This is a genomic window from Streptomyces alanosinicus, assembly GCF_014650595.1.
GTDB classification, from domain to species: domain Bacteria; phylum Actinomycetota; class Actinomycetes; order Streptomycetales; family Streptomycetaceae; genus Streptomyces; species Streptomyces alanosinicus.
In genome coordinates this window covers 16,376-37,489 of record NZ_BMVG01000030.1, presented here as the reverse complement: position 1 = coordinate 37,489, position 21,114 = coordinate 16,376, and the positions used below count along the sequence as shown (strand labels likewise).

At 71.2% G+C, this 21,114-nt stretch carries 23 protein-coding genes; 15 read left to right on the top strand and 8 right to left on the bottom strand.

Features of this window, described 5'->3' with window-relative positions; all coding sequences use genetic code 11:
* Positions 1 to 22: 22 nt before the first annotated feature.
* Together IE277_RS35650 and IE277_RS35645 are read right to left on the bottom strand one after the other, a co-directional pair.
* A complete protein-coding gene (locus IE277_RS35650; protein ID WP_189957893.1) occupies positions 23 to 1,042 on the bottom strand; it encodes a 2-dehydropantoate 2-reductase in 1,020 nt (339 codons plus the stop codon).
* A gap of 140 nt (positions 1,043 to 1,182) precedes the next feature.
* Positions 1,183 to 1,776, bottom strand: a complete 594-nt coding sequence (locus IE277_RS35645; RefSeq protein ID WP_189957892.1) for a TetR/AcrR family transcriptional regulator — start codon at positions 1,774 to 1,776, stop codon at positions 1,183 to 1,185.
* A gap of 87 nt (positions 1,777 to 1,863) precedes the next feature.
* Here IE277_RS35645 and IE277_RS35640 point away from each other — a divergent pair, with 87 nt between their 5' ends.
* Positions 1,864 to 2,652, top strand: coding sequence for an LppU/SCO3897 family protein (locus tag IE277_RS35640; protein WP_229882204.1), 789 nt, complete (start codon positions 1,864 to 1,866; stop codon positions 2,650 to 2,652).
* 33 nt (positions 2,653 to 2,685) lie between these two features.
* Positions 2,686 to 4,680, top strand: a complete 1,995-nt coding sequence (locus IE277_RS35635; RefSeq protein ID WP_229882203.1) for a serine/threonine-protein kinase — start codon at positions 2,686 to 2,688, stop codon at positions 4,678 to 4,680.
* A 28-nt stretch (positions 4,681 to 4,708) separates the two neighbouring features.
* Here IE277_RS35635 and IE277_RS35630 read toward each other — a convergent pair whose 3' ends face one another.
* Positions 4,709 to 5,134: a PLD nuclease N-terminal domain-containing protein gene (locus IE277_RS35630; RefSeq protein ID WP_189957891.1), complete on the bottom strand. Its 426-nt coding sequence runs from the start codon at positions 5,132 to 5,134 to the stop codon at positions 4,709 to 4,711.
* A 63-nt stretch (positions 5,135 to 5,197) separates the two neighbouring features.
* A complete protein-coding gene (locus tag IE277_RS35625; protein ID WP_189957890.1) occupies positions 5,198 to 5,761 on the bottom strand; it encodes a TlpA family protein disulfide reductase in 564 nt (187 codons plus the stop codon).
* A gap of 88 nt (positions 5,762 to 5,849) precedes the next feature.
* Between IE277_RS35625 and IE277_RS35620 the strand changes: the two genes are divergently transcribed.
* The 8 genes from IE277_RS35620 to IE277_RS35585 all read left to right on the top strand — a co-directional run bounded on the left by IE277_RS35620 (position 5,850) and on the right by IE277_RS35585 (position 12,628).
* The gene (locus tag IE277_RS35620; RefSeq protein ID WP_189957889.1) at positions 5,850 to 7,307 is read left to right on the top strand and encodes a menaquinone biosynthesis decarboxylase; all 1,458 of its coding nucleotides are present in this window, start codon (positions 5,850 to 5,852) and stop codon (positions 7,305 to 7,307) included.
* A gap of 79 nt (positions 7,308 to 7,386) precedes the next feature.
* On the top strand, positions 7,387 to 8,289 hold the full coding sequence (mqnP, locus tag IE277_RS35615) for a menaquinone biosynthesis prenyltransferase MqnP (protein WP_189957888.1): 903 nt from the start codon (positions 7,387 to 7,389) through the stop codon (positions 8,287 to 8,289).
* A gap of 126 nt (positions 8,290 to 8,415) precedes the next feature.
* On the top strand, positions 8,416 to 9,075 hold the full coding sequence (locus IE277_RS35610; protein ID WP_189957887.1) for a UbiX family flavin prenyltransferase: 660 nt from the start codon (positions 8,416 to 8,418) through the stop codon (positions 9,073 to 9,075).
* An 82-nt stretch (positions 9,076 to 9,157) separates the two neighbouring features.
* Positions 9,158 to 9,613, top strand: coding sequence for an Lrp/AsnC family transcriptional regulator (locus IE277_RS35605; RefSeq protein WP_189957886.1), 456 nt, complete (start codon positions 9,158 to 9,160; stop codon positions 9,611 to 9,613).
* A 204-nt stretch (positions 9,614 to 9,817) separates the two neighbouring features.
* Positions 9,818 to 10,981: an aminofutalosine synthase MqnE gene (gene mqnE / locus IE277_RS35600; RefSeq protein ID WP_189957885.1), complete on the top strand. Its 1,164-nt coding sequence runs from the start codon at positions 9,818 to 9,820 to the stop codon at positions 10,979 to 10,981.
* A 45-nt stretch (positions 10,982 to 11,026) separates the two neighbouring features.
* Positions 11,027 to 11,551 (top strand): GNAT family N-acetyltransferase, encoded by a 525-nt coding sequence (locus IE277_RS35595; RefSeq protein WP_189957884.1) that lies wholly within the window; start codon positions 11,027 to 11,029, stop codon positions 11,549 to 11,551.
* Positions 11,552 to 11,626: 75 nt separating this feature from the next.
* Complete coding sequence (locus tag IE277_RS35590) at positions 11,627 to 11,926, top strand: DUF4229 domain-containing protein (RefSeq protein ID WP_189957883.1); 300 nt, start codon at positions 11,627 to 11,629, stop codon at positions 11,924 to 11,926.
* A 48-nt stretch (positions 11,927 to 11,974) separates the two neighbouring features.
* The gene (locus IE277_RS35585) at positions 11,975 to 12,628 is read left to right on the top strand and encodes a TetR/AcrR family transcriptional regulator (protein ID WP_189957882.1); all 654 of its coding nucleotides are present in this window, start codon (positions 11,975 to 11,977) and stop codon (positions 12,626 to 12,628) included.
* A gap of 47 nt (positions 12,629 to 12,675) precedes the next feature.
* Here IE277_RS35585 and IE277_RS35580 read toward each other — a convergent pair whose 3' ends face one another.
* Positions 12,676 to 13,590 carry a MaoC family dehydratase gene (locus tag IE277_RS35580; protein ID WP_189957881.1) on the bottom strand — a complete coding sequence of 305 codons (915 nt, stop codon included), beginning with the start codon at positions 13,588 to 13,590 and terminating at the stop codon, positions 12,676 to 12,678.
* Positions 13,591 to 13,865: 275 nt separating this feature from the next.
* Between IE277_RS35580 and IE277_RS35575 the strand changes: the two genes are divergently transcribed.
* Positions 13,866 to 15,827 carry an AMP-dependent synthetase/ligase gene (locus IE277_RS35575; RefSeq protein WP_189957880.1) on the top strand — a complete coding sequence of 654 codons (1,962 nt, stop codon included), beginning with the start codon at positions 13,866 to 13,868 and terminating at the stop codon, positions 15,825 to 15,827.
* 19 nt (positions 15,828 to 15,846) lie between these two features.
* Here IE277_RS35575 and IE277_RS35570 read toward each other — a convergent pair whose 3' ends face one another.
* Positions 15,847 to 17,049, bottom strand: a complete 1,203-nt coding sequence (locus tag IE277_RS35570) for an MFS transporter (RefSeq protein WP_189957879.1) — start codon at positions 17,047 to 17,049, stop codon at positions 15,847 to 15,849.
* Positions 17,050 to 17,143: 94 nt separating this feature from the next.
* Between IE277_RS35570 and IE277_RS35565 the strand changes: the two genes are divergently transcribed.
* Both IE277_RS35565 and IE277_RS35560 read left to right on the top strand, forming a co-directional pair.
* Positions 17,144 to 17,728, top strand: a complete 585-nt coding sequence (locus IE277_RS35565; protein ID WP_189957878.1) for a TetR/AcrR family transcriptional regulator — start codon at positions 17,144 to 17,146, stop codon at positions 17,726 to 17,728.
* A 165-nt stretch (positions 17,729 to 17,893) separates the two neighbouring features.
* Complete coding sequence (locus tag IE277_RS35560; protein ID WP_189957877.1) at positions 17,894 to 18,775, top strand: LysR family transcriptional regulator; 882 nt, start codon at positions 17,894 to 17,896, stop codon at positions 18,773 to 18,775.
* On the opposite strand, the gene IE277_RS35555 is transcribed toward IE277_RS35560, so the two are convergent.
* Positions 18,726 to 19,190, bottom strand: a complete 465-nt coding sequence (locus tag IE277_RS35555) for an ATP-binding protein (RefSeq protein ID WP_189957876.1) — start codon at positions 19,188 to 19,190, stop codon at positions 18,726 to 18,728. The two genes, IE277_RS35560 and IE277_RS35555, sit on opposite strands and share 50 nt — an antisense overlap.
* A 110-nt stretch (positions 19,191 to 19,300) precedes the next feature.
* Here IE277_RS35555 and IE277_RS35550 point away from each other — a divergent pair, with 110 nt between their 5' ends.
* Positions 19,301 to 20,164 (top strand): helix-turn-helix domain-containing protein, encoded by an 864-nt coding sequence (locus tag IE277_RS35550; RefSeq protein ID WP_229882202.1) that lies wholly within the window; start codon positions 19,301 to 19,303, stop codon positions 20,162 to 20,164.
* A complete protein-coding gene (locus IE277_RS35545; protein ID WP_189957874.1) occupies positions 20,161 to 20,475 on the top strand; it encodes a DUF397 domain-containing protein in 315 nt (104 codons plus the stop codon). Before IE277_RS35550 ends, IE277_RS35545 begins: the two co-directional genes overlap by 4 nt.
* Here IE277_RS35545 and IE277_RS35540 read toward each other — a convergent pair.
* A complete protein-coding gene (locus IE277_RS35540; protein ID WP_189957873.1) occupies positions 20,434 to 21,087 on the bottom strand; it encodes a class I SAM-dependent methyltransferase in 654 nt (217 codons plus the stop codon). The genes IE277_RS35545 and IE277_RS35540 overlap by 42 nt on opposite strands.
* Between the last annotated feature and the right edge of the window lie 27 nt (positions 21,088 to 21,114).

Sequence of the window (21,114 nt, the reverse complement as noted above, 5' to 3'; positions counted from 1 at the left end):
ACGGGGCCGCGCCCGGCGACGCTCAGGACCGCCCGTGCCGCCGTGCCGCCCGCAGCTCCGCGTACAGCTCGGGCCCGCTCCAGGTGCGCGGGCCGCGCTCGGCCTCGTGCACCAGCGTGACGAGGCGGGCGTTGACAGGGGCGCTCAGCCCATGCGCCTCGGCGAGGCCGACGATCTCGCCCTGCAGGGAGTCGATCTCGGTGGGGCGGCCCCGCCGCAGGTCCTCCCACATCGAGGACCTGGCATGGGCGTCGATCCGCAGGGACGCCGCCGCCACCCGCCGGAAGACCGCGTCGGGCAGCCCCAGCAGATACGGCGTGACACCGGGCGCGGTGGGGCCGAGGCGGGCGGGTGCGACACCGGCGGCCCGGTAGGCGGCGAGAGCCTCGCGCTGGCACAACGCGAGACAGCGGCGGTACGCCCGCCGGCCGAGCTGGTCGGCGAGCGGCAGCCCGGAGAGGGCGTTGACCGCGTTGTTGAGGTTGAGTAGCAGCTTGCCGTGCTGCACGCCGGGCATGTCGGTGCGGGCCTCGATGGCGAGGCGCGCCTCGCGGAACGCGGCGACGAGCCCGTCGTCGGGCTCGGTCATGAGCCGGCCCGGCATGCCCTGGTGCACGGTGCCCAGCTCGGACCGCACCACGTTGTAGGGCACCATCCCGGCCAGCACGGTGCGGCCGGGGAGCGCGGCGCGCAGGGTGGCGGGGTTGTGCAGTCCGTTCTGGAAGCTGACCACGACGGTGCCGGGGGCGAGGTGCGGGGCGAGCTCCCCGGCGGCGGCGCCGGTGCCCGCGCTCTTCACGGTGACCAGCACATAGTCGGCGCCGGCGGCGGCCTCGGCGCCGGTGGCCAGGGTCAGCCGGTCCGGCGTGAGGCGGACGGGCGGGCGGACGGAGGTGCTGAGGGTGAGGCCCCGCTCGCGCAGCACGTCCATCGCGGCGGGCCGGCCGATGAAGGTCACCTCGTACCCGGCGGCGGCCAGATGGCCGCCGAGATGGCAGCCGATGGTGCCGGCGCCGAGGACGGCGAAGCGAGGCTTGGACACGGGGACTCCTGCGGCCGGACGGCGCGGAACAGCGGGTACGGGCCAGCCTGGACCACGGGCGGGCCCGCTGACCAGGGGAGGGGAGGGCCCGCTGGCCAGGGGAGGGGATGCGCAGGGGATGGGGCGGAGACCGCCCCTGCTCACGCGGCCACCGACCGCCAGATCCGGTCCGGCAGCAGCACCGCCGCCTGGTCGAGATCCACGTCGTCGATCCCGGACAGCCAGCGCCGCGCGACCCCGATGACCGGGCCGAGGATCAGGGACTCCAGCAGCGGCGGGGGGAGCGGGGCGAGGTCACCGGAGTCGACATACCGCCCCGCCCACTGCGCGAGCGGCGACAGCCGGGCCTCCTGCGCGTCCCGCAGCCGCTTCCCGTCGGTCATCCCCTGCCGGTCGGCGTAGGAGGAGTGCAGCAGCAGCGCCGCCTCCCGGTGCTGCTGTACGAAGTCCAGGTACGCCCTGACCAGGGCACGGATACCGGTGTGCGCGGTACGGGTGTGCTCCAGCGCCGTGACCAGCTCGCCGAGCAGCCGGCCGAGCCAGCGCGTGAGCAGGGCGTTCATCAGCCCGTCGACACTGCCGAAGTGGTGGTAGAGGCTGCCGAGGCTGACCCCGCTCGCCCTGGTCAGAGCCGCGACCGTCAGCCCCTGCTCGCCCGACTCGGCGTACACCCGCAGTGCGGCGTCCAGGAGTTGTTCGGCGGTGGCCTCGCCACGCTGCTGCTTGGGGCTCATTCTGAAGTACTTTTCTAGAAGGATATTTTAGTTCTGTGGGCTGTTGGCCCACACTGGTTGCCTCATCCTCACATCCAGGAGCGGCTGGTGTCGTCACCCGAGAACCCCGAGAACTCCGCGATTCCCGAGATACCCATCTCCCTCACCGCCCGGGAGGCGGCCGCCGGCACGACCATCCGTCTGCCGGACAGTTCAGGCCTTCCGCCGATACACATCCCGCCGGTCCGCGACGGCGACACCGTGCCCGTCCGGCTCGGCGGACGCGACGTCCTGCTGCGCATCCGGGTCGTCGACGGACCGGCCGCCGCGCCCACGCCCGCGCCCGCGCCCGGGCAGGGGCAGGGGCGGGGGCAGGGCGGGCGAGTCCTCGCCGTCCTCGCCGTACTGGCGCTCGTCGTCGTCATCGTGACGGCCGTGGTGAAGTCCGCCCACACCGCCGGCGGCGGCAGTTCGTCCGGCAGCTACGCGGAGGACTCGCCGTCGTACTCGCCCACGGCGACCGGTGCGCCGTACTCAAGTGATCCGTACCCCAGCGACACGTACTCCAGCGATCCGTATCCGAGTGACACGTATTCGAGCGACCCGTACTCCAGCCCCACCCCGGAGCCGAGCCCGTACACCTCCGGCACCTGCCTGAACGGCACCCTGCCGGACTCCACCACCGCGCAGTCCGTCAGCGGGGTGGACGAGGTCTCCTGCTCCGCGTCCGACGCGCACTACAAGGTGATCGAGACGATTCCGCTGACCTCGGACATGAGCCGCTGCAACGACAACTCCCAGACCCAGTACGCCTTTTCCTCCCGCTACACGATCAACGGGTCGACCATCAACGAGTATGTGTACTGCCTGGTGGGCCTCGGGTCCTACGCGCGCTGAAGCAGAGGCAGAAGCGGAAGCAGGGGGAAAGAGTTGAACGGGGAACGCAACGGGGTCGAGCCGCTGGAGGGGGACGACCCCCGGCGGATCGGACCGATCCCGCTCGTCGGCCGGCTCGGCGCCGGCGGCATGGGGCGGGTCTACCTCGGTGTGCACGAGGGGCGGTACGCCGCCGTCAAACAGGTCCTGCCGTCGGTCGTCGGCGAGGACAAGGACTTCGTCCGCCGCTTCGGACACGAGCTGGACAATCTCTCCCGGCTGCCCGCCGGGGCCACCGCACCGCTGCTCGCCGGGGACCGGGACGCCCGCCCGCCGTGGTTCGCCACGGCGTACGTCCCCGGGCTGACCCTGCGCGAGGCCGTCGAGGCGCACGTCGGGCCGTTGCCGGCCGAGGCGCTGTGGCTGCTGCTGAGGCAGGCGGCGGCGGGGCTGGCGGCGGTGCACGGGCTGGACATGGTGCACCGGGACGTCAAGCCGTCCAATGTGATGCTGACCCTCGACGGGGTCACCCTGATCGACTTCGGGGTCGCCCGCGCCGCCGAGCAGAGCCAGCTGACCCGGACCGGCATGGTGGTCGGCACCCCGGCCTACATGTCGCCCGAACAGGCCTCCGGTGCCCGCCGGCTGACCGGTGCGGTGGACGTCTTCGCGCTCGGTTCCGTGGTGGCGTACGCGGGCAGCGGACGGCCGCCGTTCGGTGACGAGTCGGGGCACGGGGTGCTGTACCGGATCGTGCACGAGCGGCCCGATCTGACCGAACTGGGCGCCGTGGACGCCGAGTTGGCAAGCGTCGTCGCCTCCTGCCTGGACAAGGACCCGGAGGGCCGTCCCACCGCGGCCGAACTGCTGGAGCTGACCGCCGGTCACATCCCCTCGTCCGGCGCGCCGCTGTGGCCGTCCTCCCTCACCGAATGCCTCACCGCCCGCGCGGAGTTCGCGGCACAGGCACCGGAGCCGGAGGAGCTGGAGGAGCCGGAGGAGTCGGCAGGGCCGGAGGGGACGGCTGAGCCGGCGGAGCCGGAGCGGGCAGGTGCCGCCGGGACGCTTCCGGCACCGGACGCGGCAGCCGCGCCCGCACCGCCCGCACCCGAACCCGAGATCGTCGTGCGGTCCGGCGGGCAGCGGCGGCCCGAGCGGGAGCGACGGCGCAGGCGCGTGCTGGTGGCCGTCGTACCGATCGTGGTCGGCGCCGGGGTGGCGACCCTGGCCCTCCAGCTGCTCCCGTACACCTCCGACGCCCGGCACGACGGCGCCGCCGGCACACCGGGCGCCTCCGTCTCCGCGTCGGCCGGTGCCACACCCGGCGTGTCCTCGGCGAGCCCGTCCGGCAGGCCGGGGCCGGGAGCGAAGGGCTCGGCCGCACCGTCGAACGGCAAGAACGAGCAGGGGAAGAAGGGCGACTCGACGACGGACCCGAAGGACACGGGCGGCTCCGGCGGTTCCCACGGCTCGGGCGGCGGATCCGGCACCCGGGGGAGCGGCTCGGGCTCCGGTTCCGACGGCTCGGCAGGCGGCGGCTCGGGAGGTTCCGGCGACTCCTCGGGCTCCGGCGGTTCCAGCGGCTCGGGAGGGTCGAGCGGCGCCGGGGGGTCGAGCGGCGCCGGGGGGTCGAGCGGTTCCGGTGGCAGCGGCGGTGGCTCGTCCGGTGGGGGCACCAGCCCCGGCTCCGGCACGTTCCGGCTGGAGAACGGCGAGAACGGCAAGTGCCTGACCCAGGTCTACGGCTCCACGGGCCTCGGCAGCTGCTCGGACTCGACGGCCCGCTGGACCTTCCGCAGCGCCGCCGGCGGCAGCGTCAAGGTCGTCAACGCGTCGACCGGCGAATGTCTGAGCGCCAACGGCAACGGTCAGGCCGTCTTCGTCGGCGACTGCTCGCAGGGCGGCAGCAACCTCCGCTGGACGAGCGGCTCCGGCAACTCCCTGCGCACGGTCTACGACGGCGGCTGCCTCGACCTCGCCTTCGGCGGCGGCGTGTCCGAGGCGACCTGCCAGTCGGGGGCGTCCTCGCAGAACTGGCACCACACCTGACGGCGGCCTGGGCGACGGGCGGTACGGCTCAGCCGCCCGTGGGGCCGCCCTTGGGACCGCCCTTGGGACCGCCCTTCGGGTCGTCCTTGTCGCGGGAGTCGTCGAGGGTGGTGTCATGGGTGGTGTCATGGGTGGTGCCACGCGAGGTGCCACGCGAGGTGTCCCGGGACGGGCCCAGGGTCCTGAGGAACTCGGGATTGTCGTCGGGGGCGACCCAGCGCGCCCCCGCGTCCCGGCGCCCCGCCCCGGGGCCGGAGCCGCCCGCCGCCGGCCGCGCCCGGCCGGTGATCAGCCAGGCGACCGGCCCGACCAGCACCTCGCCGAAGAGCAGGATGATGATCACCCAGGCCACCTTCGGCAGCTGCCGCACCTCTTCCTCGGGGGTGTTCAGACAGTCCACGAAGGCATAGATCCACAGGGCCAGCACCAGCAGGAACAGCAGACAGCTGAGCATGGCGTGCGATCCCTCACGAAATGAGACGGCCGGCAACCGGGCCAGGGTAGCGGTTGGCCCCGCTCAGTGCTTGCCGGTCTTCTCGTCGAGCAGCGGGCGCGTGACGGTGCGGACGTCGGTCTCCGTGAAGCTGCTCAGCCCCTGGGCGGCGATCCTCCCGTCCCGGTCGATGAAGAGCGTGAACGGCAGTGCCCGCGCCAGGTACTTCGCGGGCAGCCGCCGCACGAGCTGCCGGCTGCCGGCGTCGTACAGACTCGGATAGGCCAGCCGGTGGTCGCTCGCGAACGCCCGGCCCTGGGACCGGTCGGCGTCGGTGTCCACGCCCAGCACCTGGACGCCCTTGGCCGCCAAGTGCTGCTGGGCCCGGGAGAGTTCGGGCGCCTCGGCACGGCAGGGGCCGCACCAGGAGGCCCAGACGTTGAGGACGACGACCTTGCCGCGATAGGCGGACAGCCGGATCCGGCGGCCGTCGAGGTCGGTGCCGGCGAGGTCCGGCGCGGCCTCGCGGCCGGCGGCCGGGACGCGGTTCACCAGGGAATCGGCGGAGGCGTCCGGGTCCTGCCGAGGCGTGCACGCGGCGAGTGCGAGCAGCGCGGTCAGGACCGGTGACACGGCACGGCGTCTCATGATCACCGAGTATCCCAGCGGCCGCCGCGCCCCGGCCGGGCAGGGGTGGGCGCCGGGACGAAGCGGTCCGTCGGCGATACTTGACCGCATGGCTTACGACGATCTTCGCTCCCTGCTGCGGGCGCTGGAGCGCGAGGGTGACCTCAAGCGCATCAAGGCCGAGGTCGACCCTCATCTGGAAGTCGGGGAGATCGTCGACCGGGTGCAGAAGTCCGGCGGCCCCGCGCTGCTCTTCGAGAACGTGAAGGGCTCGGCGATGCCCCTCGCGATGAACGTCTTCGGCACCGACCGCCGCCTGCTGAAGGCGCTGGGCCTGACGTCGTACGGCGAGATCTCCGAGAAGATCGGCGGCCTGCTGCGGCCCGAACTGCCGCACGGCTTCGTCGGCGTCCGGGAGGCCTTCGGCAAGCTCGGTGCGATGACCCATGTGCCACCGAAGAAGGTGAAATCGGACAGCGCCCCCGTGCAGGAGGTCGTGCTGCACGGCGACGAGGTCGACCTCGACCGGCTCCCGGCGCTCTTCACCTGGCCAAAGGACGGCGGTTCCTTCTTCAACCTGGGTCTGACCCACACCAAGGACCCCGAGACCGGCATCCGCAACCTCGGTCTGTACCGCCTGCAGCGCCACGACCGGCGCACGATCGGCATGCACTGGCAGATCCACAAGGACAGCCGCAACCACTACCAGGTCGCGGCGCGCAGGGGCGAGCGGCTGCCGGTCGCCATCGCCTTCGGGTGCCCGCCCGCCGTGACGTACGCCTCCACCGCCCCGCTCCCCGGCGACATCGACGAGTACCTGTTCGCCGGGTTCATCGCGGGCAAGCGGATCGAGATGGTCGACTGCAAGACCGTCCCGCTCCAGGTGCCCGCGAACGCCGAGGTCGTCCTGGAGGGCTGGCTGGAGCCGGGCGAGATGCTGCCCGAGGGCCCCTTCGGCGACCACACCGGCTTCTACACCCCGCAGGAGCCGTTCCCGGCGCTGACCATCGACTGCGTGACGATGCGGAAGCGTCCGCTGCTCCAGTCGATCGTGGTCGGGCGCCCACCGACGGAGGACGGCCCGCTGGGCAGGGCGACGGAGCGTTTCTTCCTGCCCCTCCTCAAGATCATCGTCCCGGACATCGTGGACTACCACCTCCCCGAGGCCGGCGGCTTCCACAACTGTGCGATCGTCTCGATCGACAAGAAGTACCCCAAGCACGCGCAGAAGGTCATGCACGCGATCTGGGGGGCGCACATGATGTCCCTGACCAAGCTGATCGTGGTCGTGGACGCCGACTGCGATGTGCACGATCTGCACGAGGTCGCCTGGCGGGCCCTCGGCAACACCGACTACGCCCGTGACCTCACGGTCGTCGAAGGCCCCGTCGACCATCTCGACCACGCCTCCTACCAGCAGTTCTGGGGTGGCAAGGCAGGCATCGACGCGACGAGGAAGTGGCCCGAGGAGGGCTACACCCGCGACGGCGGCTGGCCGGACATGGTCCTGTCGGACCCGGATACGGCCGAACGGGTGACGCGGCGCTGGAAGGAGTACGGACTGTGAAGGGCACCGACATGATGGTGCGGGGCAGCGCGAAGACGGGGTTTCCCCGTCTTCGCGGGGGTGATCCGGAGTACGGACTGTGAGCAGCGCTTCCGCCGCGATCCCTCAGCCGGGACGCACCAAGGCCTTCCTGCGGCTGGTGATGATCGAGCACTCGATCTTCGCGCTGCCCTTCGCCTACATCGCCGCCCTCACGGCGATGTTCGAGTGGGACGGGAACATCCACTGGGGTCGGCTGCTGCTGGTCACCGTCTGCATGGTCGGCCTGCGGACGTTCGCGATGGCGGTCAACCGGATCATCGACCGGGAGATCGACGCCCGTAACCCGCGTACGGCGCACCGGGAGCTGGTCACCGGCGCGATGTCGGTCCGGCACGCGTGGACCGGCGCCCTGATCGCCCTGGTGATCTTCCTGGGCGCGGCGGCCCTGCTGAACCCGTTGTGCCTGGCCCTGGCGCCGGTGGCGGTGATCCCGATGGTGGTCTACCCCTACGGCAAACGCTTCACGAACTTCCCGCAGGCGATCCTCGGGCTCGCCCAGTCCATGGGCCCGATCGGCGGCTGGCTCGCCATCTCCGGGACCTGGAACTGGGACGCGGTGATCCTCGGCCTCGCCGTGGGCATCTGGATCGGCGGCTTCGACCTGATCTACGCCTGCCAGGACGTCGAGACCGACCGCGAGACCGGCGTGATGTCGGTGCCGGCGCGCTTCGGTATCCCGGCCGCGATCTGGGGCGCGAGGGTCTGCCACACGCTGACCACGGCCCTGCTCGTCTGGTACGCCCTCGCCACCCACGCGGGCGCGTTCTTCTGGCTGGGCCTGGTGATCGTCGCGGGTGCCTTCGTCTATGAGCACAGCATCGTCCGCCCCCACGACCTGTCCCGCCTGAACAGGGCGTTCTTCTCCACGAACGGCTTCATCGGGATCTCCCTGTTCGTCTGCGCGCTGATCGATCTGCTGGTGCGGGGCCTCACGCCGTAGTCCCTTCGGGTGACGGTCGCTCGGGTGGCCCCTCGGGTCACCGGGCCGGCGGCTGCCCCCACCCGGCCTGAGGGCTGTCCGACCCACCGGTACGCTCAAGGTGTGAACGCAGGAGAAACGCAGCGCGTGCCTTGGATCGTGGGGGTGTCCGGCGCGTCCGGGACGCCGTATGCGGCGGCCGTGCTGCGGGCGCTGCTGGCCGCGGGAGAGGCCGTCGACCTGGTGGTCAGCCGGGCCTCGCGGCTGACGCTGCTGGACGAGACGGGTATCCCGTTCCGGGACGCCCACTGGCAGGACGACCTGCGGGAATGGCTGGCCCGGGGGGCCGACGGCAAGCCCGGGACCTTCGACGTGGACATCAGCGGGCTGCGGTACTGGAACGCGGGCGACCTCGCGGCCGGGCCGTCCTCGGGGTCGTACCCGGCGAAGGGGATGCTCATCGTGCCCGCCTCCACCGCCTGTGTGGCGGGGGTGGCGCTCGGGCTGTCCAAGGATCTGCTGCAGCGTGCGGCGAGCGTCACCCTGAAGGAGCGCCGCACCCTCGTCGTGTCCGTGCGGGAGACCCCCTTGAACGGCCAGACGCTGCGCCACCTCGTCGCGCTGGACGACGCCGGAGCCACCGTCGTACCGGCCTCGCCCGCCTTCTACGCGGGCGCCACCCATATCCAGGACCTGGTGGACTTCGTCGCCGGGCGGGTGCTGGACGCGGCGGGCGTCGAGCACGGCCTGTACCGGCGGTGGCGGGGCGAGCTGGGCGGCGGCTCCTCGGACGTACCGGGCGAGTAGACGCACCGGGCAAGCAGACGCACTGGGCAAGTAGCAGTACCTCTCATCACTTCAGGAACTTTCACCGGAAGGCTTCGATCGCATGGACGCGGTGGACAGGCAGCTCATCCAGGCCCTGAGGGAGAACGGCCGGGCCTCGTACGCGGAGCTGGGGCGCCTGGTCGGCCTGTCGGGCCCCAGTGTCACCGACCGCATCAACCGGCTGGAGGCGGCCGGTGTCATCACCGGTTACCGCGCCACGGTGAACGCGGCCTCCCTCGGTCTCGGCGTCACCGCGCTGATCGGGATCTCGCTCTCCGACGCCGCCGACCACGAGGACGTCGCCCAGCGGCTGCGGGATCTGCCGGAGATCGAGGACTGCTGGTTCATCGCCGGCGACGACTCCTTCATGCTCAAGGCGCGCGCGGCGGACGTGGACGGGCTGGAGCGGATCATCCGCCGGCTGTCCGGCACCAAGGGTGTCTCGCGCACCCGTACCACCATCGTGCTCTCCACCAAGTGGGAGAACCGGGTCGGAGAGCTGCCCGAAGAGGTCTAGTGCCCCGGCAGGCGACGTTCACCCCGTCGCGACGCCCGGCACGCCCTCTCGCCGCACCGGCCGAAAGCCCACGTACGCCCAGTACGAGGACTTCCGGCCGGCGCGCCGAGAGCACGCACCGGACGCCGCTCCTTGAGGGGCAAACGTCGCCTGCCGGGGCACTAGGGATACCGTTGGCCGGGCTGTCGTAGAAAGGTGTGGGCAATGGACGTCGGGCTCAAGCGCGAGCTGGAGGAGAAGGTCCGCTCAGGTGAGCGGCTGACTCGCGAGGACGGCATCGCGCTGTACGAGTCGGACGACCTGGCGTGGCTCGGCGGCCTCGCCCATGAGGTGCGCACCCGCAAGAACGGCGACGTGGTGCACTTCAACGTCAACCGGCACCTGAACATGACCAATGTGTGCACGGCCTCCTGCGCCTACTGCTCCTTCCAGCGCAAGCCGGGCGAGAAGGACGCGTACACGATGCGCATCGAGGAGGCCGTGAAGCTGGCCAGGTCGATGGAGTCGGAGAACCTCACCGAGCTGCACATCGTCAACGGCCTGCACCCGAACCTGCCCTGGCGGTACTACCCGCGCTCGCTGCGCGAACTGAAGGCGGCGCTCCCGGACGTCTCCCTGAAGGCCTTCACGGCGACGGAGATCCACCACTTCGAGACGATCAGCGGCCTGTCGGCGTCCGAGATCCTCGACGAGCTGATCGACGCCGGTCTGGAGTCGCTGACCGGCGGCGGCGCCGAGATCTTCGACTGGGAGGTCCGGCAGCACATCGTGGACCACCGGACCCACTGGGAGGACTGGTCGCGGATCCACCGCCTGGCGCACGAGAAGGGGCTCAAGACCCCCTGCACGATGCTCTACGGCCACATCGAGGAGCCCCGCCACCGGGTCGACCACGTTCTGCGCCTGCGTGAACTGCAGGACGAGACGAACGGCTTCCAGGTCTTCATCCCGCTGCGCTACCAGCACGACTTCGTGGACATGAAGGACGGCAAGGTACGCAACACCCTCCAGGCCCGCACCCAGATGGCGACCGGCGCCGAGGCCCTGAAGACCTTCGCGGTGTCCAGGCTGTTGTTCGACAACGTTCCGCACGTCAAGGTCTTCTGGGTGATGCACGGCGTGCAGACCGCCCAGCTGGCCCTCCAGCACGGCGCGGACGACATGGACGGCTCGGTCGTCGAGTACAAGATCACGCACGACGCGGACAACTACGGCACCCCGAACAAGCTGACCCGCGAGGATCTGCTCGACCTGATCCGCGACGCCGGCTTCCGCCCGGTGGAGCGCAACACCCGTTACGAGATCATCCGTGAGTACGACGGCCCCGACCCGGCCCGCCGGGACTCCCCGCAGCCGATGCGGGTGTGATCCATTCGCTGGAAGGAGCGTGCGGGTAATGGATAGGCTGCCTACATGCCCCTTACCTTCACGCTCGACCCCGCCATCACCCCTGCGTTGCGCGACGGCATCCTCGACCTGTGGACGGACGTCTCCAACGCGGGCGGCGCCGTGGGTTTCGTGCCGCCCGTGACCCGGGAGGACGTCCGGCCGGAGCTGGTGACCCACTTCGTGGCCATGGCCGAGGGCCGGCACCGGCTGCTCGTCGGGTGCGACGAGCAGGGCGCGCCGGCCGCGACCGCGTTCCTCGCCCACAACACCCACCGGCTCCAGAAGCACTGGGTGTGGCTGTACACGGTGATGGTCCACCCCCGCCACCAGGGCAAGGGGTACGGCCGTGATCTGCTGGCGGCCGCCGAGGACGCGGCCCGCACCTTCGACGGCATCGGCGCGATACGGCTGACCTGCCGGGGCGGCCTCGGCCTGGAGCGGTTCTACGGCTCCTGCGGCTACAAGGAGGTCGGCCGGATCCCCGGCGCCATCCGTGTCGCGCCCGGCGACGACCGCGATGACGTGATCATGCTGCGGCCGCTGGACTGACCCTCTTGCAAGATCTCTTCCCGACCGTGCTTCACTGGACGATGACCCTGTTTGGAATCGGACGAGTGGATTGAGATGCTCCGCTACACGCTGATGCGCCTCGGCATCTTCGCCGGCTGCCTCGTGGTCGTCTGGGGAGCCGTCTACTCCGGCATCTTCCCGCGCGGTTTCGGCGACTCGAACTTCCTCTGGGTGCTGCTGCTCTCGCTGGTGCTGTCGGCGCCGATCAGCTGGGTGGTGCTGCGCAGGGAGCGGGACCGGGCCTCGGAGCGCATCGTCAGCAGGGTCGACCGGATGAAGGCCAACCTGGAAGCCAACCGCAGCCAGGAGGACGTCGCCGACGACACCGCCCGGGCGCAGAGCCAGCCCTCCTGACGTCCGGCACGGCTCCCGGTACCCCGGAGCCCAATTAGTCTTGCCCTCATGGGTGGGGCGAGGACCAAGCGGATGCCGCGTGCGGTGCGGGAGCAGCAGATGCTCGACGCCGCCGTGCAGATCTTCGGCCAACGCGGCTACATGGCCGCCTCGATGGATGAGATAGCCGAACTCGCGGGCGTCTCCAAGCCGTTGGTCTATCTGTATCTGAACTCCAAGGAAGACCTCTTCACCGCCTGTATCCGGCGTGAGGCCACCGCGCTGACGCGGGCCGTCCGCGCCGGGGTGCGCACCGATCTGCCCGCCGACCGCCAGCTGTGGGACGGGCTCCGGGCCTTCTTCCAGCACACCGCCGAGCACCCCGACGCCTGGTCCGTGCTGCATCTGCAGGCCCGCACGCACGGGGAACCCTTCGCGGCCGAGGCCGCCGCGATGCGCACGGAGATCGTCTCCTTCGTCACCCGCCTGGTCGCGGTGGCGGCCCGCGAGGCCCATCGCGACCCCGACCTCCCCGAACACGAGGTCGCCGGTCTCGCCGAGGCCCTGGTCGGCGCGGCGGAGTCACTGGCCGCGTGGGCCAACACCACGCCCGGCGTCACCGCCCGCCAGGCCGCCTCCACCCTGATGAACTTCGCCTGGTCGGGCCTGGGCGCCCTGATGCGGGGCCGGCGCTGGACCCCGCCGCCCGAAGGCGTGGTCTGAGAGCAGGGCCCGAGCCCGCCGAAGGGCTTTCGCCCACCGCACCCCGCTCAGCCGGGGAGCGTGCGGGATTCCCCGTCCGGCGTCCGTACCTCTCCGGACAGATGGAGCCGCTCGCCGCGCGCGCCGCGCAGCTCGAACCGGCCGCCGCCGTCCGCGCCGTACGCGACCGTGCCCGGCAGCAGCACCGGTGCCCGGAACCGGGCCCGGACCACCGCAGCGTCGGGTGTGCCGTGCGCGGCCAGACAGCGGGCCACCGTCCACATGCCGTGGGCGATGGCCCGGGGGAAGCCGAAGAGGCGGGCGGCGAGCGGATGCAGATGGATGGGGTTGCGATCGCCGGAGGCGGCGCCGTACCGCCGGCCGACGTCGCCGGCGAGCCGCCACTCGGCGACGACGGGCAGCGCCGGCCCCTCCCGCCCCGGCTCCGCTGCCCGCTCCGGTGCTGCCGCGCCGGGCGTCCGGTGCCGGGCGAGATAGGTGCTGCGCGACTCCCATACGACATCCCCGCCGGCCCGCATCCCGGTGACCAGCGTGGCTTCGGTGCCGCGCCGGTGCGGGGCCAGTTTCTCGATGTGGACGGCGAGTTCGTACACCGCCCCGGCCGGGAGGCGGGCGTGCCGGGTGATCTCGATCGAGGTGTGCACGAGCCCCGGCAGCGGCAGCGGAAAGGCCCGGTCGCTCATCAGCCGCAGGGCGAGCGGAAAGCCGAGGACATGCGGATACGTGACCGGCAACGCGTCTTCGCCGGCGGCCGGTCCGGTGGCCGCGCCGGCCGGTCCGTCGGCCGGTCCGCCGGCCCCGGTCGCGAAGCCGCACACCCGCTCATAGGCGGTCAGCCGGTCCGGATCGATCCGCAGTCCGGGCAGCACCAGCCGGGTGCGCGGGAAACCCGCCTGCGCGGAAGGCCGTTTGAACGGCGAGCGCAGCACGCCGCTCGTGAGATGCAACAACTCGCGCGCCATGGCGATCCCCCCTGCTTACCCTGAAGTAAGGTTACCGCCGGTAATCATACGCCGACGAGGCGCCCGGCGGCGAAAGCCCCGCGACGGGAGCCCGCCGGACACACAGAAGTGAGCCCCTGTCACATAACCCCCGACGCTGCATACCTTCAGCCCCGGACCACCCCCGGACCCGCACAATCCCCTCACGGCGGACCCGTACGATCACCTGCCTAACCTGCGGTAACACCTTTCCGCCAAGGCCCGCCGCAGGTGCACGCACGCCAGAGGAGCCGCCCGTGTCCACCCCCTTCCCGAACGCCCCCGTCTCCTCCGGCGCCCCCGTCCCCTCCGGTGCCCCGGTCTCCGCCACCGACTACGACGGCCGCCCGGTCCTCGTGGAACCCTGGGTCCAGCGGCTGGACGGTGCCGTACGGGAGGTCTCCGTACCGCCGTTCGCGCCCCCGGTCACCCACGGCTCCCTCGCGGACCTGCCGTTCGACAACGCCGAGGCGGCCCCCGGGCAGGTCGTGCTCAGCCGCAGGCTCCCCGACGGCGGCTGGGCGGAGGTGACCGCCGCGGACTTCGCCGGGCAGGTCCTCGCCGTGGCCAAGGGGTTGATCGCCGAGGGCCTGGTGCCCGGCGACCGTATCGCCGTCATGGCCCGTACGACGTACGAGTGGACGCTGCTGGACTTCGCCGCCTGGGCCGCCGGTCTGGTCACCGTGCCGGTCTATCCGACCTCCTCGGTCTTCCAGACCCGCTGGATCCTGCACGACTCCGGCGCGGTCGCCCTGATCGCCGAGACCACCGCACAGGCCTCCGGTATCGGCCCCGAACTCCAGCACCTGCCCGACCTGCGTCATCTGTGGGTGATGGAGAAGGAGCATGTGACCCGGCTGGCGGAGGCGGGCGCGCAGGTGCCGGACGGCGAAGTCGGCGTGCGGCGCGGGATGCTGGGCCCCGACACCCTCGCCACGCTCATCTACACCTCCGGCACCACCGGCCGCCCCAAGGGCTGCGCCCTCTCGCACCGCAACTTCTTCGCCGAGGTCGACAACGCCATCGAGCTGCTCCACCCGGTCTTCAAGGCTCAGGGCGAGGAGCCGTCGGTGCTGCTGTTCCTGCCCATGTCCCATGTCTTCGGGCGGATGGTGGCCATCGCCTGCGTCCGCGCCCGCGTCCGCCTCGGCCATGCGCCCAGCCTGGCCGCCGAGGACCTCCTGCCCGACCTCGCCGCCTTCCGGCCGACCTGTCTGCTGACGATCCCCTACATGCTGGAGAAGATCTACAACTCGGCCCGTGCGAAGGCCGAGTCGGGCGGCCGGGTCACCGCCTTCGACCGGGCGGCGGGGGTGGCCCGGCGCTACGGCGAGGCGCTGGAAGCCCGGCAGACCGGCACCGGCGGCGGCCCGAGCCGCTCCCTGAAGACGGCCCGCGCCTTCTACGACCCGCTGGTCTACCGCAAGATCCGGGCCGCGATGGGCGGCCGGGTCCGCTACGCCATCTGCGGCGGCTCCCCGCTCGGCCGACGGCTCGCCGCGTTCTACGCGGGCGCCGGCATCGAGATCTTCGAGGGCTTCGGACTGACGGAGACCACGGGTGCCACGACGGTCACCCCGCCGCTCAAACCCCGTCTGGGAACCGTCGGCTGGCCCCTGCCCGGCACCCGGGTACGCATCGCCGCCGACGGCGAGATCCTCGTCGCCGGCGACCACGTCCTGCGCGGCTACTGGGATCCGCAGGCCGGCGGTGTCGTGCCCGCGGCCCGGGACGGCTGGCTGGCGACCGGCGACATCGGCGAGCTGGACGACGAGGGCTACCTCACCATCACCGGCCGCAAGAAGGAACTGCTGATCACGGCGGGCGGCAAGTCGGTGGCCCCGGCCCCGCTGGAGAACTGGCTGCGCCAGCACCCCCTGATCTCCCAGGTGATGCTGGTCGGCGATGCCCGCCCCTATGTCGCGGCCCTCATCACCCTCGACCCCGACGGCATCACCCACTGGCGGCAGATGCTCGGCAAGCACCCGGTGCCGCCGGAACTCCTGTGCGGCGACCCGGAGTTGGACGCCGTACTGCAACGAGCGATCGACGAGGCCAACAAACTGGTCTCGCGCCCCGAGTCCATCCGCCGCTTCGCCGTACTGCCGGTGGACTTCACCGAGGAGGCCGGCCATCTGACCCCCTCGATGAAGCTCCGTCGTGCCCAGATCATGTCCGACTTCACGGACGAGGTGGCGGGACTGTACGCCCGCCGGTGATCCGGTCCGCCGGACAGCCCTAGCGCACGCTCTCGTTGGTGCGGGCGCCGGCGAGGGACAGGGCGGCCAGGAGGGCGCAGGCGCCGCCGAGGAGGAGGACTCCCCGCAGGCCGATGCTGTCGACGATGACACCGCCGGCCAGGGCGCCGAGGCCGATGGCGAGGTTGAAGACCGCCACCCAGAGGGAGGAGGCGGCTTCCACCGCGTTCGGGGCGGCCTTGATCATCCAGGTCTGCAGGCCGACGGAGACGCCACCGTAGGCCAGGCCCCAGACGATCAGCAGGACGGCGCCGCCGATCGTGGTGCGGCCCAGGAGGAGGAACAGCGGCATCGCGATCGTCAGGGCCACGGCGATGATCAGCACGCTGCGGTGCACCCGGCGTGACAGCGCCGAGCCGGCCGCGAAGTTGCCGATCATGCCCGCGATACCGAACCCGAACAGCAGCGGACCGACATAGCTCTCGTCGATCCCCGACAGCTTCTGCAGCGCGGGGCTGACGAACGTGTAGGCCGAGAAGTGGCCGAACACGATCAGGGCCGTCGCGATGATGCCGACGCGCACCCCCGGGTTGCGGAGCTGTTCGAGCAGCAGCCGGGGGCGGATGGCCTGGTCCGCGGCCAGCGGGGGCAGTACGGCCAGCAGGGCGAGCAGCGTGAGGACCGCGAGCGCGCTCAGCGAAGCGAAGGCGATGCGCCAGCCGGTGAGATCACCGACCAGGGTGCCGAGCGGGACACCGAACACATTGGCGGCGCCGACGCCGCCGAAGATGATCGCAGTGGCGCGCGGCACGTCCTCACCGGGCACCAGCCGGACGGCCAGGCCGCTGGCGATGGCCCAGAAACCGCCGATCGCGATGCCGACCAGCACCCGCGACGCCACGAGTACGCCGAAATTCGGGGCCACGGCCGAGACCACGTTGGACGCGGTCATCAGCGCCATCAGGCCGAGCAGCAGCACCCGTCGGTCCAGGGCGCCGACGACCACCGGCACCACGGGTGCCGCGAAACCGGCGACGATGCTGGGCACGGTCACCATCAGGCCGGCGGTCCCCTCGGAGACCGACAGCGCCTTGCCCACCGGGGTCAGCAGGCCGATCGGCAGCTGCTCGGCGGTCACCAGCAGGAATGTGCCCAGGGCCACCGCACTGACGGCGAGCCACCGGCTCTTCTGCGCGTTCTGTGGCTGGGTCGCCTGGGCGGCGGACTGTTCTGCCGTCGTCACCGGAGTCTCCTTCATATTTGGTAGCGATCGCTCCCATACGAGAACGAGGCTAGTACGGGAACGATCGCTCCACAAGTCGGGTAGGATGAGGGGCATGGGACGACCCCGACAGTTCGACGAGCAGGACGCGGTCGTCAGGGCGACCGAGCTGTTCTGGCGACGCGGTTATCACGCCACGTCGGTACGGGACCTGGGTGACGAGCTCAAACTCACCCCCAGCAGCCTGTACCGGACGTTCACCGACAAGCACACGCTGTTCCTGCGCGCGCTCGACCACTACCGGGCCACCGAATCCGCTCAGGCGGAACGGCTGCTGGCCGCCGACGACCGGCCGATCCGCGAGGTGCTGCGGGACTGGATGCTCTGGCTGGTCACCTGCCCGCCCGACGGCGAACCCGGCAAAGGCTGCTTCGTGGTCAACACGGCCACGGAACTGGGCACCGCCGACGCCCGGATCAGCGAGCGCACCGAGGCCGCGTTCGAGGTCACCCGGCAGGCGCTGCGGGCGCTGCTGCTCAAGGGGCGGGGCAAGGGGGAGCTGCCCGCCGGTCTCGAGATCGACGGCGCGGTGGAGCTGCTCTTCACGACGGTGCTCGGGCTGCGCGTACGGGAACGCGCGGGCCATGACCAGGCCCGTATGGGCACGGCGATCGAGGTCGCCGTCCGCGCCCTCGGGTGAGGGTCGACACCCGCTCCTCGCTGACCCCGCGTCGTCCGGACTCGGCGAGACGGGGAGCGGGTTGCCGCCTGGGTCGGTCGCGGCCCGCCCTTGATCCTGGTACGCACCTGATGCTTAGTCAATCCTTGGATTTACTCATCAACTCCAAGTGTTAGCTTGGATCTCGTGACCCTGGACGATCTCCGTGTCTTCGTGGCCGTGTGCCGCGCGGGCAGCCTCAGCTCCGTCGCGCGGGACCTGGGCTGCACCCAGTCCGCCGTCAGTCAGCACGTCAAACGGCTGGAGCGGGAGACCGGGGTGGCACTGGTGGAACGCCAGCCGCGCGGAGTCGTCCCCACCCGGGCCGGGCGCATCCTGGAGGCCGCCGCGGCCGAGGGGATCTCCGGCCTGGATCTCGCGATACGGCAACTGCGCGATCTCATCGACGGCCACAGCGGCTACGTCCGCGTCGCCACCGGTGCGACCACCGTCCGGCACTTCATGTCCCACGCCGTGGTCGCCTTCCGCCGCCGGCACCCCAAGGTCAACCTCGAATTCCGTACGGTGAGTTCGGGGCGCAGCAGCTTCGACGCCCTCGCCGAAGGCACCCTCGACCTCGCCTGGGTCACCATCGGCCCGCCGGTCCGCGGCATCGAGCAGCGGACGATCGCGGAACTGCCCTGGTTGCTCGCCGTCCGCGCCGACGACCCCCTGGCAGGACGGCCGGACCTCGACCCTGCCGCACTCCGGGACGTCCGCCTCATCCGGCTCCCCCCGAACTCCACCTCCTCCGCCCATCTCGACGCCGCGTGTGACGAGTTGGGGGTGCGGTTCGCGTACGACACGAGCGTCGCCGACTGGGACACGGCCCTGCTCCTCGCCGAGCTGGGGGTCGGGCGGGCGGTCGTACCGGCCGTACCCGGGCTTCCGGTGCCGGGGGAGGGCGACCTGCGGCTCATCCCCCTCCCCGGCCTGCGCCCGCTCCCCGTCGGCTGGGCCGTCCGCCGCTGGGACGCCCTCAGCCCTCCGGCACGGGCCTTCGCGGACACGGTCGCCGCCGCGAGGTGAGCGGCAGTTCCGCCCACACCGTCTTGCCGACCGTGCGCCGGGCCACACCCCACCTGGCCGACAGCACGAAGACGACGACCAGTCCGCGGCCGTGCTCGTCCTCCGACCCGCCGTCCAGGAACCGCAGTTCACGGTCCCCCCGGGTGTCGCTCACCTCGATGCGCAAGGTGTCCTTCTCCGGCAGCAGCGTCAGCTTCAGCTCGAAGTCCCGGCCCGGCACACGACCGTGGGTGACGGCGTTCGCCGCGAGTTCGGCGACGAGGAGCTGAGCGGTGTGGCTCGCGTCGCTGTCATGCGGGTATCCCCAGGTGGCGAGCTGGGTCGCGGTGAGTCGCCGGGCCAGACGGGCACCGCGGGGCGTGGCGCTGAGACGTTGGCTGAGTTCGTTTGTGGGGGTGGAGATTTCCAGATTCACGTGACCGAGCGTGGTCGCTTCTCTCTACGCTGACCAGGAGGTTTCCCGCGACTGTGCGTAATCGTACGGGAGCGGTACGTCTGGTGTACGGGTAGTCGGTGGAGGGTGGCGTGACGGAGGAGACGGAGCGAAGGCCGGAGACGCCCGCGGAGCAGAACGGGGCGGTGGGGGTCTTCGTCCTCCTGGGCAAGCAGCTGAAGTTGCTGAGGGAGCGGGCGGCGCTGAGCCAGCCGGAGTTCGGGAGGTTGGTGGGGTACGGCCCCGACCAGATCTCGGCGATGGAGAGGGGGGTACGGACGCCGAGGCCGGACTTCTTGAGGCAGGCGGACGACATCCTCAAGGCGGGCGGGCTCCTGAAGGCGGTCATCCCGGAGGTAGAGGAGGCGATGGCGAAGGCGCGGACGAGGCATCCGGAGTGGTACAGGAGTTATGCGGCGCTGGAGGCGGAGGCCGTCGAGCTGCACTTCTATGCGAACCAGGGCGTGCCTGGTCTGTTGCAGACGGAGGAGTATGCGCGGGCGGTGTTCTCCCGCCGTCGCCCCCTGCTGGACGAAGATGCCATTGAGAAGCGAGTGGCCGACCGGTTGGCGCGCCAGCAGGTTCTTGAGCAGTGGCCGCTGCCGATGTGTGGCTATGTCCTGGAAGAGGCAATCCTGCATCGCCTCATCGGTGGCTCGGAAGTGCACAAGGGCCAGCTTCGCCAGCTGCTGCGGATCGGAGGCAGGCGTAACGTCGAGATTCAGGTGATGCCCTTCGTGCAGACGGAACACCCCAACATGGACGGCCCGTTCAACCTGCTGACGCCCAAGAAGCGGGCCCAGGTCGCCTACGTAGAGGTTCAGGGCTACCCACGGCTGATCACCGAACCGGAGGAAGTCCGTAAGATCGCAGACCGCTATGGGATCATGCGCGCGATGGCACTCACTCCCATGGAGTCCCTGGCCCTGATTGAGAAACTGCTGGGAGAGCGATGAACACCGAGAGACTCGCCTGGTTCAAGTCCAGCTACAGCGGCGGCGAAGGTGGCGAGTGCGTCGAACTCGCCTACAACTGGCATAAGTCCACCTACAGCGATGGCGAAGGCGGCCAGTGCCTCGAACTCGCCTACAACTGGCGGAAGTCCACGTACAGCGGCGGCGAAGGCGGCGATTGCCTGGAGGCCGCCGCCCACCCCACCGCCGTCCACATCCGCGACTCGAAGCAACCCGCCGCCGCTCACCTCACCGTGACCCCGGCCGCCTGGTCAGCCTTCCTTCTGGGCGAGGAGGAACGCCTGCGGGACTGACGCCGCGATCCCCTCGTCCTCGGGCTCGCGCACGGTGCTGGACCGAAGGACGAACCCGGCGCCGGACAGCAGCTCCGCCATCCGCTCGGGGCGGCGACGGTGGAAGTCCAGTACCACGTCATGCCCCCAGGCATGGTCGATGTGGCGCGGGGCCTCGCCGACCTGGAAGGCGAGCAGGACCCGGCCCCCCGGCGCCAGCACTCGGTGGAACTCGGCGAACAGGTCCGGGAGCCGGTCCACAGGCGTGTGGATGCTGGAGTACCAGGACACGACACCGGCCAGCGCACCGTCGCCGACGGGCAACTCCAGCATCGAACCCTGCTCGAAGCGGATCCCGGGGTTCTCGCGCCGGGCGATGGCGAGCATCGACTCGGACAGGTCCAGGCCGAACACGGACAGGCCCAGGCCGGCCAGATGCGCGGTGACCGCGCCGGGGCCGCAGCCGAGGTCGGCCACCGGCCCGTCCGGGCCGACCTGCTCGGCGTACGCGGCGAGCAGCGCCCGCTCCAGGGGTTTGTCGCTCAGCGGGTTCCGGAAGTGGTCGGCGTAGTCCTCTGCGACGGTGTCGTAGAAGGCGCGGGTGGCGGTCAGGAATTCCTCGGTGGCGGTCATGTGGAGGGACCGTAACGGACCGCACTG

What these genes read in the sequence shown, in the direction of transcription:
- IE277_RS35645 (WP_189957892.1), bottom strand. Translation starts at nt 1,776, where the DNA reads ATGAGCCCCAAGCAGCAGCGTGGCGAGGCCACCGCCGAACAACTCCTG.
- IE277_RS35630 (WP_189957891.1), bottom strand. Translation starts at nt 5,134, where the DNA reads ATGCTCAGCTGTCTGCTGTTCCTGCTGGTGCTGGCCCTGTGGATCTAT.
- IE277_RS35625 (WP_189957890.1), bottom strand. Translation starts at nt 5,761, where the DNA reads ATGAGACGCCGTGCCGTGTCACCGGTCCTGACCGCGCTGCTCGCACTC.
- IE277_RS35620 (WP_189957889.1), top strand. Translation starts at nt 5,850, where the DNA reads ATGGCTTACGACGATCTTCGCTCCCTGCTGCGGGCGCTGGAGCGCGAG.
- IE277_RS35605 (WP_189957886.1), top strand. Translation starts at nt 9,158, where the DNA reads ATGGACGCGGTGGACAGGCAGCTCATCCAGGCCCTGAGGGAGAACGGC.
- mqnE (WP_189957885.1), top strand. Translation starts at nt 9,818, where the DNA reads ATGGACGTCGGGCTCAAGCGCGAGCTGGAGGAGAAGGTCCGCTCAGGT.
- IE277_RS35595 (WP_189957884.1), top strand. Translation starts at nt 11,027, where the DNA reads ATGCCCCTTACCTTCACGCTCGACCCCGCCATCACCCCTGCGTTGCGC.
- IE277_RS35590 (WP_189957883.1), top strand. Translation starts at nt 11,627, where the DNA reads ATGCTCCGCTACACGCTGATGCGCCTCGGCATCTTCGCCGGCTGCCTC.
- IE277_RS35585 (WP_189957882.1), top strand. Translation starts at nt 11,975, where the DNA reads ATGGGTGGGGCGAGGACCAAGCGGATGCCGCGTGCGGTGCGGGAGCAG.
- IE277_RS35580 (WP_189957881.1), bottom strand. Translation starts at nt 13,590, where the DNA reads ATGGCGCGCGAGTTGTTGCATCTCACGAGCGGCGTGCTGCGCTCGCCG.
- IE277_RS35565 (WP_189957878.1), top strand. Translation starts at nt 17,144, where the DNA reads ATGGGACGACCCCGACAGTTCGACGAGCAGGACGCGGTCGTCAGGGCG.
- IE277_RS35545 (WP_189957874.1), top strand. Translation starts at nt 20,161, where the DNA reads ATGAACACCGAGAGACTCGCCTGGTTCAAGTCCAGCTACAGCGGCGGC.
- IE277_RS35540 (WP_189957873.1), bottom strand. Translation starts at nt 21,087, where the DNA reads ATGACCGCCACCGAGGAATTCCTGACCGCCACCCGCGCCTTCTACGAC.